We start from the raw sequence: 12,668 nt of genomic DNA, 5'->3' as shown, positions 1-12,668 counted from the left end.
CGAGCTTGTTGAAAAATGAGCTGGAGCGCGGACTTCCAGTCCGCAAAAACCCGTTCGCTCGACAAACATTTTGCGGGCAAAGATGCCCGCGCTCCCACTAGGAAAACCAGCTCTTTGATTTTTCAACAAGCTCGGCCTCACGTCCCGAATTGCGCAGTAAGATTTGTCTACATCCAATGAAAAGGGTATGCTCGTATGGAATTTGTTGATCATTCCAGCAGCTGGAGGCTTTTTCCAAATGTTTTCTAAACAAAATTTCTGTTTATTAGTGCTTCTATTTTTCCTTGGGTGTCGCGCGGAAACGCCGGCTCCGTTGCAAACAGTGCGACTGGTGACGTTGAAAAAATCTTCATCATCCCTACCAGCGGATCCCGCTATAACAATTCCGAAAACTGAGTTCAGGTTTACGGAGGGTCTGGCCGGTTGGGAGGGCGTGGACAGCGTTGCTGGTTTGACTGTTCGCAATGGAATGATGACAGGGCGTAGTACCGGTAACAATCCGATTCTTCATCTGGAAAGGAAAACATCGAAGGAGAATGCCGACGTAATTCACAGCATTGAAATAAATATTCGTGTTTCAGCCGGGGCTAACTTCAGGATTGGATTTTTGGGTGCGGAAAAATTCGACCCCGAAGAGGCAAAAGCAAATGTGCGGGATTTCAGCGCTCTGCTGGAAAGCACTCCTGTAATTGCCGGTTCGAAAGTTCAGTCGTACACATTGAAACCACGATTTGCATACCCCTCTTCTGATACCAGGCACATACTTGTTGTTCCCACGGATCAGAGCGAGGCCGAGTTTGAAATCGAGTCGATCCGTTTGATATTTCGGAAGGAGTATCTTGCGACCATCCCTTCCGGCGTGAGCTGGCAGGGGCTCAAAGGGATTTACCACGAGACAATCGTTTCGCGCTCTCCGGAAGTCATTCGTTTGGATCTGACGATGCCGAAGAATCCATGGCTGGATCTCAATATTGGCACAATCGAAGACGGCCCAGTAACTTTTCGAATTACCTTGAATGAGAAAAAAGGTAAGGAGAAAACCGTTTTTGAACGGACCGTTACCAGACCGCACGTATGGCAGCCTGTGACGGTTCCGCTCAGCGGCAGTGGCAGGGAGGCATCCCTCGCACTCACAATCGCCACTGAGAAACCGGGAATGATCGGTTTCTGGGGATCACCCGCCGTCCGCAGCCGCATCTCACAACAATCGAGTAAAGCAAGTACAAAACCTCCACAAGGTGTGATCGTGATCTGGACCGACACTCTAAGAAAGGATCATCTGGATGTCTACGGTTACAATCGCAGCACCGCTCCCAATGTAAAGAGAATCGCATCCGAAGGAGTTCTGTTTAAGAATTGCATTACCCAGGCGACATGGACAAAAGTCGCGAGTCCTACCTTATTTTCAGGCCTGTATCCCACAGCACATGGTGTGATCGACTTTGATGATCGTCTTCCTTCATCAGCCGAAACACTGGCGGAGATTTTTCAGAAGGCTGGTTACGCAACGATCGGTTTTTCTTCCAATTTATTTACGGCGACCTATAGCAATTTTCATCAGGGGTTCGAACAATTGCATGAGGATTCTTCACTACCCAATCCGCAATCCAGCAAAACGTCTCGTGATTATATCGACCGCTTGCTTCCCTGGCTGGACACTCATCGGCATGTGCCCTTCTTTGTGTTTTTGCATGCTTATGATTCCCATGATCCATATGAACCGTATCCGCCATACAACACGCTCTGGTCTGATCCTGCGAAAAAAGCGGAACATGAAAAACAGTTGGAGAACGCACGGAAAATAATTAAACATCCGTTGTTAAGGGCTTTTGGAATGCCGGACCGCCGTGAAATGCTCGAAGCGAAAATCAATCCCGAAGAGTTTGTGACTTACGCTGAGGGCTGGTACGACGGTTCTATCCGGGCCATGGATTCAGAAATCGGAAGACTGATGCAGTTCTTGCGAAATAACAACCTCGAAGAGAAAACATTGCTGGTTTTTGCCGGGGATCATGGTGAAGAATTTCTGGAACATGAAAGAATGTTTCATGGTCAAACCGTCTATGGTGAATTGACGGATGTTCCACTGATTTTCTGGCGTCCCGGAACGCTTCGTGGAGGGCTAACCATAACGGATACTGTAGAAATAGTGGATGTGATGCCTACAATTCTGGAACTCAGTGGCCTGAAAGCGGCGCAGAACATGCAAGGACAAAGCATGACGGCTCTACTACACACAAAAAGTTCCGGTAATGCGGCGGAAGCGAGTACGGTTTCAGGAGTCTGGAAAACCCGTCCGGCTTTTTCAATGAAAGCGGTAACCAGCGACAACGCTTCGCCTCCGCCACAAGAGGATGAGTCCTTTGCTGTTGTGCTCGATGAATGGAAATTGATCCACAATACTAAAAGCAGCAGCAACGTCCCGGAATACGAGTTGTTTCATCAGACTTCAGATCCACTCAACAAGAAAAACGTAGCGGCCCAGAACCCTCAGATCGTTAAAAAGTTATCGAAATTGATCGATGAGTGGAGACAGAAATCAGCTGCCAATGCTTTGAAGCCTGATACTGACGCCGCAAAAAGCTTGTCTCAAGAAGAATTGGAGCGCCTCCGCAGCCTGGGCTATATTCAGTAGCCTTATAACTGAACCAGATTTACTGTGCCGACCCGAATCAAACGGTGATTTTTGAGGTCAAGATTGCGCCGCAAGATTTTTATGTGTTTCTTTTGTAATTCTTGCTGCATGTGAACCTGGCAGATCTCTTTTTCAATTTCGATCATGGGGAGCTCTTCAATTTCCGGGATGGCGCTGGCGAGTGTCACTGTCATCGTTACTTCGCCATGGGGTATGATTTCTTCTGATTCTTGTGTTTCAGAAGCCCCAGGATAACCACTCACCATCAGTTCTGTCCATTTCAAACCATACTCAATGCTGTTCATCCACTCTGAAGTCAAATACTTCATTGTGCCGAAGGGCAATTGCGCGGCTAGAATCAACGGTAAAATTACGCTAATTACTTTCTTCATATCATCCTTCCTGTTTACTTAGACGGTGCATGGCCAGGAAAGGTTGCTCTCGGCTAGCCGAAATATCAGGTCCCAAATTCGAAATTCCAAATAAGTTCCAAGGCTCAAATTTCAATGATCAAACCTCCCCAAGGTCTTTGTTTGAAATTTGTTTGTTTGGTGCTTGAGACTTATTTGTATTTTGATGCTTGAATTCTGGAATTTTTACTCGTACTGGATGCGGAGTTTGGCTTTCAAGGCGTGAGCGAGTTGAAGCAGAAGCTTCATTGTGTATTGTTTGTATTCCCCTTTTTCCATTCGAAGGATGATTTTTTCCGATTTTCCCACCTTTTGTGCGAGATCGGCGACGCTCATTTTCTTTGCTTTACGAACTTTACCAAGAGATTCGCCGATTAACTTGTAAACTTCTTCGGCTGAGGCAAACTCCCTGTAGGCTTCATCTTTTTGCAGTTCCTGTAGAAGTTCTTTGGAGAGTTTTTCGCGTGGATCGGGTTTCCCCTTCTTGCCAGTCTCTTTTTTTTCCTTTTCCGGAAACTTTATGATTCGTGAAGTAGCCATCCTTTTGCCTGAAGCGCCCCGCACAGTATATATTGTCTTTTCAAAAATGATTACTCAGTTCTCTGCGAGTGGGTTTTCTAATTATTAAACGGGTCTGTTGCGGCCCCTCGCAGTTAAAACAGCTTTCAGGATTTGCTTCGCTTGCCATCTCTTGTTCGATTTCGCCAGTGTCATGTACTTGACAATTACATCATCTACGCCCGGCATTGCCATCAGTGCTTCTTTGACCACTTCGTTAAACGGTGTTACCTGTACGCCGTATTCCTGGATGCTCCTCTGATGATTCTGAGCGTCGAAAAGTCTCTTGCAGATTTCTTCTGCACAACCTGTGGCCCGAGCCGCTCCGGCGATTCGAATAAAAGTGCGCAGTTCCAAACTGCTTTTGCATGTTCTGATAATCTGCGAAAGCGCTCTTTCATTCAGAGACTCATGTGGGAGAAGGATTGCCAGATGTCGCCAGACCTCAGGCTTGAAACTGATGAATTGTTTCAACAGTTCAAAGTCCCCTTTGCGCATCTGTTCAATGAGGAAACCTGCTGCCATTAATGAATCGAGATCCCCAGAACTGAATTTCAGTGTTCCCGAGCCCCGCTCATCCAGAACAGGCGTTAAATTGAGCTGCAGGTCTGATCCGGACACGTCGAAGCCCGCATTGACCAGAAAACGCCGGAATCCTGTCTGCTCAAGTGCCTTGCGAATATGCTGTCCCATATCTTCCAACAGCCGAATTAGATCTATCGCGACCTGGCCTGCAAGATTGTCTGCCGAAACAAATACTTTGCACACATGACTGGCTGTGAGTTCCTGCTTGAAATTCATAAGTCTGACCGCCGCTTCGCCTGTATCCACATATTTAGGCAGCACCGGGTGTCTTTCTTCATCCATCATGTAGACCAGAATCTTCTTGCTTAAGGCCTTTGCGTGGAGATACTCCGCGTGTGTGTATGAAATTCCATCTTTGGTGGCCGCCGAACCATATCTCGTTCCGATCATTCCTATGTAAACTGTGGATTTTTCAATCGCCTTGAGGCACGTTTCCAGTGGCGAATCGGATGAAGCGCCAAAGTACTCCATAGCTTCAACGTGTTTCTTTAGTTGAGCAAGAGCTTGAAGCACGGCACGCCGATGAACTTCGAGGTCCGCCCACGAAGAGCTGACGAAGACGGTTGTCTGATCAGACATATCCCACACCCGACAATAGCATTATATCTCCGCGGTACGGTCCCAACTGGCTTTCGGCCTGGCAGTGTTTGCGGAATGGATTCCGGTATATATTGTCTTTTACAAATTTATGCCTACTCACATTAAGTCACCCACAGTGATTGAAGCGGCAGGAAACAAGCCGAAGCGGATTGAAGAATTCATCGGCCGAGTGAACTCAAAAACTTCCGCTGTGAGTGTTGCCAGGATGAATAGTCCCTCCGGCTGGATTGAACCGGGACAAACGCCGGAATTTGAAGAATTCACCATTGTTCTAAAAGGAATGCTCTGCGTGACAACAGTGCAGGGAAGAATTGATGTGCATGCGGGGGAAGCCATCATTGTTCATTCCGGCGAATGGGTTCAATACAGCACGCCCGGTGAAGAAGGCGCTGAATACATCGCCGTTTGCCTTCCTGCTTTTTCGATGGATACCGTGCACCGGGACCAACAAGAATAAAAAACTTGGCGCCTTGGCGTCTTGACGGTTAAATCTGGTCCGCCACGTATTTTGCGAAGGCCATCGAAGAAGTAAAAGCAGGGGAAACAGCGTTCAACACATGCACAGAATGAGCATTTTGCAAAACAATAAAATCCATCACGAGCTCACGAGTCGGCCAGTGCACAAACTGCGCTCGAATACCAACCTTGTTGGATGGCTGCAAATCTTCCAGCTTCAGGTCCGGCACCATGGCATGAGCTTCCTCAAACAGAACCTTCTTCGAATACTTTCGTAATTGAACCGATGCGGCATTCCGGAATGCAGGATTTTGCGCGAGCAGGATCGCGTCACGGTACAGAATAGAGAATGTTTCCGGTTCTAAATTCTCAAATGGACCATAATTCTCGCGACTCAGGGCAGGTATAGCAGTCGGGCCTAGCGTCACCTGGCCGTGCGCATTTTTGCAAAAGTGAATTCCCAGGAAGGGATTCTTCAGATCAGGAACTGAATAAATATTTCCGTTCACGAGTTCCTCTCGCTTTAATTGTTGATACGTCCCTTTGAAAGGCTGGATCCTGTATTCATTTCCCAGATTCATTTGATGAGCGATGCGATCTGCATAGGTTCCCGCAGCGTTGATCAACTTTTCGAAACGGATCGAACCTTGCGAGGTGCGTACGGTGCGATCCGACTCGATTCCCGCGAGCTCGCTGTTGAAAAGGATTGCTGCTCTGCCTGAATCTTCAATTTCCTTCTGAAGCGCAATCAGAATTTGCAGCGGATCGATCACGGCAGTATTCGGCGAATGCAGCGCATCCTTATATGTAGACGCATACGGTTCCAGCTTTTTCAGTTCGTTTGAATCAATAAGGTGAACAATTGCTCCATTGCGCTCGGCGCGATTTTTTAATTCATGTAAACCGCTCAAATGTGCTTCTTTGAGGGCCACAATCACTTTGCCGCTTTCCACCAGAGCCAGATTCTTGCTGCGGCAATACTCCTTCATCATTCTATTTCCATCGATACAAAAGCGCGCTTTTAAGGAGTCTGTTGAATAATAAATTCCAGCATGAAGCACACCGCTGTTTCTGCCACTTGCATGAAAGCCTGGCCCCGGTTCCTTTTCGAGCAGAAGAATGTCTTTGTGGCCACGCTGTAGCAATTCCCGAGTGATCGTAAGTCCGATAATTCCCGCACCTATGATGAGAAACTTACATTCCTTCATAATTTTTTTCACCGCAGAGATCGCAGAGAACGCAAAGAAAAAAGAATTTCTTTCTCTTCACTCTGCGCTCTCAGCGTTCTCTGCGGTAAATTAATCACAAGTGTTTGCGGAAATAGTTTGCAATCAGGTAGCCGACTCGATGCTTGAAAGGGGTCATCGCGCTGGTGTAGTGACCGCAGGGCAGAAATGATACATCGTATGGAATTCCGTGCCTGTGATGTTCTTCAAACAGCAAGTGAGATAGATCCGGTGGGAAAGTGAGATCGTAGCGCGCGGAAATCAGCAGATATTTGCGGCTGTCGTCATTTAGACGCGACACGTATGAATTCGGGCTGATCACCGCCCATGCATCGTGCAATTCATCTTTTGTCAGATGTGGTTCGATCCCGATTCGAACATGTTGCGTACTGATTCCGTTCCACACAACATCACCAAAAAAAGAGGAAACGTGATTGAAGACACCAACCTTGAATCGGGGATCGTGAACGAAAGTTAGAAAACTGATGCAAGAACCAACGCTTGTACCCATCAGACCAATGCGCGAATAACCTTCACCTTCGAGCCAATCCGCCGCGTTTCTAGCATCCAGAACAGATTGACGGATCGCCTGGATGGTTCGGCCCAGATTGGGACTGACCATGTAGTCTGCCCGGGGCCCCACGGGATTTCGTTCTTCATGATAAGGAAGCGTCAATCGCAAAGTCGTCATTCCAAGTCGCGCAAGAAGACGGCATAAAGCAACGTGACTCGTTTCATTTGCATTCCATTGCGGAAGAACGATGACCGCGCGGTTGGTTCGATCCTTCGCTTCGTAAATGCGACATCGCGCCAGGTTGTTTCGATTGTAAGGAGAAGCAACACTGCTTCTGTATTCCAATATTTTTTCGGAGACTGTATAGTTGCGAACCTGGTGAGTAAAAAATTCAGAACTTCTTGAAATAGCCTTCTGATTGAAGCGAAAGATCGCCGTTTTTGGATTTTCGGATGTTTGAAAATCGTCGAGAAAATCCAATCCCCATTCAAAAGGAAGAGTTGTTCTGTTTTTATCGCGAAGGGAAAGCTGGCGCTCCCATCGATGCATCAGAGTTTGAATCATCATGTCGCTCGCGTTCTCATTTTAGAATACAATGCAGTGAGTTCAAATGATGTCGCAGTTTGAAGGAGTGTTTTCTGTTCTGCCCACGCCGTTTTCGGAGAGCGGCAGCGTCGATGCGAATGGTCTGACGCGAATCATCGATCTTTTTCTGAAGGCCGGAGTTTCCGGTTTCACTGCGCTCGGCGTGACGAGTGAAACAGCGCGATTAACAGAAGAGGAGCGGAGCGCGATAGTCAACATTGTCTTGGGTCATGTTTCCGGCCGCGTTCCTGTTGTAGTTGGGACAACAGCAGAAGGGACGCATACCTGTATTGAACATAGCCGGGCAGTGGTTTCTGCAGGCGCGTCTGCAGTGATGGTCTCGCCGCCGCGCATGCCAAAACTGAACAGCGAAGCTGTGATTCGTCATTACAAAATGTTATCGGACGCGGTCGATACAACAATTGTCGTTCAGGACTATCCGCCGATTTCCGGTTATGCGATGGAACCTTCTCTTCTGGTACGCATCGCTACGGAAATTCCGCAGGCGCGAGTTATTAAATTGGAGGATCCGCCCACGCCCCTCAAAATTGCGCGGATCCGTGAGCTTCCTGGTGCCGATGCTGTTGCGATTTTTGGTGGCCTGGGTGGGATGTATTTACTGGAAGAACTGTTGAGTGGAGCAACGGGCGCCATGACAGGGTTTGCGTTTCCTGAAATTTTGGTCCAGGTTGTCAGGCATTTTCATTTAAGGGAGCTGGAGAAAGCAAAAGAGATTTTCTATCGCTATGTTCCTTTGATGCGATTCGAATTTCAGGAAGGGATCGGGATGGCAATCAGAAAAGAAATCCTCCGACGCCGCGGTGCAATCGATCGATCCAATGTGCGTTCTCCAGGCGCAAACGTGGATCCTTCTACTCAGCGCGCCCTCGATGAACTATTCTCGTGGCTAAAAGCAGAAGGTTGTCCGTGGATATAGCATGGGAATAGGCCGAACTTTCTTTCTATGGACTTCGCGCAATCAAACACTGCGCGAACGATTACCACGGTACCGCTTTGTTCAAAAATCGGTGATGCGTTTCATGCCGGGCGAAACCATTGAAGATGCCTTGAATGCCGCAGCTGATTTGCAGCGATTCCAGCTTTCGTCAGTCTTAACGCATCTTGGAGAGAATGTAACGACCACAGAGGAAACACACCAGGTAAAGGATCATTACTTGCAACTGCTGGATCAGATTCAAGCGCGTGGTCTGAATGCAGAAATTTCAGTGAAGCTAACGGAACTCGGATTGGATCAGGATTTGAATCTCTGTTACGAGAACTTAAAAGCCCTGATCGTGAGCGCCAGTGAAAAAGGAAACCATGTCTGGATAGATATGGAAGGCAGCAAGTATACATCTGCAACTCTGGACCTCTACTATCACGTGCGCGAAGAGTTTCCCAACACCGGCGTCTGTCTACAATCTTATTTGTATCGAACGGCTGAAGATCTCGAAAAACTTCTACCAGCCTGGCCGGGAATACGTCTTGTGAAAGGCGCCTATGCGGAACCGGCGACAATCGCATTCGCAGCCAAATCAGAAAATGATGAAAATTACTTCAAACTTGCTCAAACATTGCTCACACAAATAAAACAGAAACAGATCAGGGTCGGCTTTGGCACGCATGATCAACTTTTGATCCGCAGAATTCTCGATGCCGCCCGGGAGAAAAATGTTCCGTTGAACGCTTTTGAAATTCAGATGCTTTATGGAATCAGGAGAAACGATCAACTCCGGCTTGTGCGGGAAGGATGCAGGGTGCGCGTTCTGATCAGCTACGGAGATTACTGGTTTCCCTGGTACATGCGGAGACTCGCGGAGCGCCCTGCAAACGTAATGTTTGTCATCGAAAACTTTTTTACCTAAGAAACATTATTTTTTGAACAGAAGGCCGCTAAGAACGCGAAGATAAAGAATCTTTTTCTTTGCGTCCTTTGCGTTCTTCTGTTCAATAAAATGGAGCTGGATTGCTATGAACATTAAGGAATTTCGTGATACCGGTCATTCGATGATCGATTGGATTGCTGATTATCTGGAACATATTGAAGAAAAGCCCTTATTCCCGCGTGTGGAACCTCGCGAGCTTTACGAACTCTTCAATGAAAGTGTGCCGGAAGAGCCATCATCTGCCGGAGATGTGTTGAGAGAGCTGCAGAAGAAACTTCTCCCTTACTGTGCGCAGGTGAACCATCCGGGATATTTCGGTCTGATCACTCCCACACCGACGCCGATGGGAATACTGGGGGACCTACTCGCTTCTGCGCTCAATCAAAATGTGGGCACGTATACAATTGGTCCTTCTGCGGTTGCAATGGAACGGCGCACGGTCCGCTGGTTGAACGATTTGATTGGATACGACTCGCGCGCCGGCGGGAATCTGACCAGCGGAGGCATGATGGCCAATTTCATCGGCCTGAAGCTGGCCAGAGATGCGGCAACAGGCAACGTAGCTCAACACGAAGGATTGCGCCAATCGTATTCCGTTTACGTTTCCGAAGAGCGGCACGTATCGGTGGATAAGGCCGTTGATTGTGTTGGAATCGGACGGAAGCAAATGCGAGCGATCCCAACCGACAACGAGTTCCGGGTCCGAATCGATTTGCTGGAGAAGGCCCTTGAACAGGATCAACAAAACAATATCCGGCCTATTTGCATCGTTGGACTTGCCGGCACCACAAATACAGGGTCCGTGGATGATTTGCGCGAGCTCCGGAAAATTGCCGATCGAATCGGCGCTTGGTTTCACGTGGATGCCGCGTACGGTGGTGGAATTTTTCTCTCACGCAAAAGAGCGGGGCTACTGGACGACGTGAAACTTGCGGATTCCGTTACACTCGATCCTCATAAATGGTTCTACGCTCCTCTGGATGCGGGAGCGGTGCTCGTAAAAGACGAATCTCAGCTCACGCAATCTTTCGGGATGAAACCGGCCTATCTTACGGATGAATTGGATAGACGAGATGAGCGGTACCAGTACTATGTCCATGGACTCGAGCAATCCCGGCGATTCCGCAGCTTGAAGGTCTGGATGAGTTTCAAGCGCTACGGCACAAAACAGATTGGAGAATGGATCGACGCAAATATCGAGCACGCGGAGCATTTGTACAAACTCTGCAATGCGGAATTTGTTCCCGCTGTGAAGCCGCTGATGTCCGCCATCTGCATCCGGTATCAACCGCAAGGCGTGGACGAAGAGCGTCTCACGCGCATCCATCAGGAAGTTGCCCGCAGAATCGAAGAAGGGGGCAGGTTCTGGATTTCTACTACAGTATTAAAAGGATTGCACTGGTTCCGTATCAATCCTGTCAATTTCCGGACCCGGACTTCTCATCTGGATGAGTTGATGGAGACCCTTCGGGTTGAGTGTAAGCAAGCCCTTTCGCCCGATTAAGCGCCTGCGATCCGCCACGTGGAACGCTCAGCGATTTCCAGTGACCGGCTGCCAGATGTTTTGCCATAAAAACAATCTGTCCCACATGACAACCGTAGTGAATCAACTGGCGGTTGATCGCTTGATAAACGGTATGCGGTTGTTTGCGAATGTAGACCGTTCTCTCAAGATCTTCACCAGTGAGGGATCCTAGCGTTTCAAACAAATAGCTCCATCCCTCTTGCCATCGCTTCATCAAGGTTTCAACATCGTCAGCAGCCTCAACGACAAATTCCGAATCCCTGTTCCTGTCCGGCTTCTCTCCATCGGTTGTCAAAAAGTCTTTCCATCGCGAACGCATGTTTCCTGCCACATGCTTCATCGTGATTGCAATCGAGTTCGTTTCCTCATCCCATGTCTGAAAAAGCTGGTCCTTTTCAATCTGGGCAATCGCTCCTTCCGCAAGCTTTTTCAGCTCCTGCATCCGTGCCACAACGTCTTGAATGTACGATGTATTCAGGTCCATTTAGGTATCTCGCTCCTATAATCAAAGTAGCGCGGGCGTCCCACCTGCGAGCAGCTGCAGACGAGACGTCCGCGCTACTTCGTTAGATTTAACATATCAGAAACATGTTGTTTATGTCCCTGTAAACGTCCCGAACTATGCTCGTTTGATAGAGTTTATTCTACTGAATATTATAGAAACAAAAGGAAGACATGCGAAAAAACATTCTTGTAGTAGAGGATGAAAAGGACATCATTGAGGTCCTTCGTTACTATCTTGAAAAAGATAATTATCGTGTTCATGTTGCGGAAGATGGCTTTTCTGCGCTGGAGATCGCAGAAAAGGTGGTCCCCAATCTGATCATTCTCGATCTGATGTTACCCCGGCTGGACGGAACCGAAGTCTGCAAACGCTTGAAAGCGGATGAAAGATTAAGGGATATTCCGATCATCATGTTGACGGCAAAAGCTGAAGAGGCGGATAAAGTGAAAGGCCTCGAGACAGGCGCGGATGACTATGTAACGAAGCCCTTCAGCGCGAAGGAACTGATGGCTCGCGTGAAAGCGCACATCCGGCGCAGAGAGGGTTCGATCCCTGAAAAGCAATTCGAGTACGGTGGACTCAGTCTGGATACCGTTAAACACGAAGTGCGCTGGAACGGAACTGAAGTGGAACTGACTGCGAAAGAGTTTGAGCTTTTGCTTTACATGCTGGAGAATAAAGGCAGGGTGTTAACACGCGATATGATTCTCAACCATGTTTGGGGATACAATTACTTCGGCTCCACACGAACTGTCGACGTGCATGTAACAAGGTTAAGGCAAAAAATTCCGTTTTTATCAGAGGCCATCTCCACGATTAAATCTTTCGGTTATAAACTGAAAGAGCAAGCGCCGGTTTGATGTTTCCCAAACGTTTTTTCTGGAAAGTTTTTCTTTCTCTCCTCGCCTCGATTTTGGTTTTTTGTATTTTTTTCGGGGGTCTCCTCTATACCAAACTGCAATCCACAACTCTGGAGAGTCTAAAGGAAAATTTGAAAAAGGAGACGGAGATGCTGGCGGGTCTTCTTGCAGGCAATCCGCAGCTTCTGCAACACCCGCGATCGATCATCGAGGTGATTCATACCGAAGACCGACTGACAATTATGCTGCCTGACGGAACGGTAGTGGCCGATAACTGGGCGGAAAAACTTGGATTGGAGGCGATCGAAAACCACGCAAATCGT

12 protein-coding genes are annotated in these 12,668 nt (G+C 48.0%); 6 read left to right on the top strand and 6 right to left on the bottom strand.

What is annotated here, in order from left to right:
- The first annotated feature begins 238 nt into the window (after positions 1-238).
- Entirely contained in the window at positions 239-2,635 is a 2,397-nt protein-coding gene (locus L0156_13115; protein ID MCI0603937.1) for a sulfatase-like hydrolase/transferase, read from the top strand.
- 2 nt (positions 2,636-2,637) lie between these two features.
- Here the strand turns inward: L0156_13115 and L0156_13110 are convergent, their stop codons facing one another.
- The 3 genes from L0156_13110 to L0156_13100 all read right to left on the bottom strand — a co-directional run bounded on the left by L0156_13110 (position 2,638) and on the right by L0156_13100 (position 4,767).
- The gene (locus tag L0156_13110) at positions 2,638-3,027 is read right to left on the bottom strand and encodes a hypothetical protein (GenBank protein MCI0603936.1); all 390 of its coding nucleotides are present in this window, start codon (positions 3,025-3,027) and stop codon (positions 2,638-2,640) included.
- Positions 3,028-3,231: 204 nt separating this feature from the next.
- On the bottom strand, positions 3,232-3,585 hold the full coding sequence (locus L0156_13105; GenBank protein ID MCI0603935.1) for a helix-turn-helix domain-containing protein: 354 nt from the start codon (positions 3,583-3,585) through the stop codon (positions 3,232-3,234).
- An 84-nt stretch (positions 3,586-3,669) separates the two neighbouring features.
- The gene (locus L0156_13100; GenBank protein ID MCI0603934.1) at positions 3,670-4,767 is read right to left on the bottom strand and encodes a DUF4062 domain-containing protein; all 1,098 of its coding nucleotides are present in this window, start codon (positions 4,765-4,767) and stop codon (positions 3,670-3,672) included.
- 109 nt (positions 4,768-4,876) lie between these two features.
- Between L0156_13100 and L0156_13095 the strand changes: the two genes are divergently transcribed.
- On the top strand, positions 4,877-5,245 hold the full coding sequence (locus L0156_13095; protein ID MCI0603933.1) for a cupin domain-containing protein: 369 nt from the start codon (positions 4,877-4,879) through the stop codon (positions 5,243-5,245).
- A 28-nt stretch (positions 5,246-5,273) separates the two neighbouring features.
- Here L0156_13095 and lhgO read toward each other — a convergent pair whose 3' ends face one another.
- Positions 5,274-6,452 carry an L-2-hydroxyglutarate oxidase gene (gene lhgO / locus L0156_13090; protein ID MCI0603932.1) on the bottom strand — a complete coding sequence of 393 codons (1,179 nt, stop codon included), beginning with the start codon at positions 6,450-6,452 and terminating at the stop codon, positions 5,274-5,276.
- A gap of 94 nt (positions 6,453-6,546) precedes the next feature.
- Positions 6,547-7,551, bottom strand: a complete 1,005-nt coding sequence (locus L0156_13085) for a hypothetical protein (protein ID MCI0603931.1) — start codon at positions 7,549-7,551, stop codon at positions 6,547-6,549.
- Between the two features lie 43 nt (positions 7,552-7,594).
- Here L0156_13085 and L0156_13080 point away from each other — a divergent pair, with 43 nt between their 5' ends.
- The 3 genes from L0156_13080 (at position 7,595) to L0156_13070 (ending at position 10,959) form a co-directional block, all read left to right on the top strand.
- A complete protein-coding gene (locus L0156_13080) occupies positions 7,595-8,506 on the top strand; it encodes a dihydrodipicolinate synthase family protein (GenBank protein ID MCI0603930.1) in 912 nt (303 codons plus the stop codon).
- A 1-nt stretch (position 8,507) separates the two neighbouring features.
- A complete protein-coding gene (locus L0156_13075) occupies positions 8,508-9,434 on the top strand; it encodes a proline dehydrogenase family protein (GenBank protein ID MCI0603929.1) in 927 nt (308 codons plus the stop codon).
- Between the two features lie 106 nt (positions 9,435-9,540).
- Positions 9,541-10,959 (top strand): aminotransferase class I/II-fold pyridoxal phosphate-dependent enzyme, encoded by a 1,419-nt coding sequence (locus tag L0156_13070; GenBank protein MCI0603928.1) that lies wholly within the window; start codon positions 9,541-9,543, stop codon positions 10,957-10,959.
- Here L0156_13070 and L0156_13065 read toward each other — a convergent pair.
- Positions 10,874-11,464, bottom strand: a complete 591-nt coding sequence (locus L0156_13065) for a DUF1572 domain-containing protein (GenBank protein MCI0603927.1) — start codon at positions 11,462-11,464, stop codon at positions 10,874-10,876. The two genes, L0156_13070 and L0156_13065, sit on opposite strands and share 86 nt — an antisense overlap.
- A gap of 191 nt (positions 11,465-11,655) precedes the next feature.
- On the opposite strand from L0156_13065, the gene L0156_13060 reads away from it, so the two are divergent.
- Positions 11,656-12,345: a response regulator transcription factor gene (locus L0156_13060; GenBank protein ID MCI0603926.1), complete on the top strand. Its 690-nt coding sequence runs from the start codon at positions 11,656-11,658 to the stop codon at positions 12,343-12,345.
- Positions 12,346-12,668 lie beyond the last annotated feature (323 nt).

This window comes from bacterium (assembly GCA_022616075.1).
In the GTDB taxonomy this organism is placed as follows: domain Bacteria; phylum Acidobacteriota; class HRBIN11; order JAKEFK01; family JAKEFK01; genus JAKEFK01.
The sequence above is the reverse complement of the archived record's forward strand: the minus strand, read 5'-3'. Positions and strand labels throughout refer to the sequence as shown.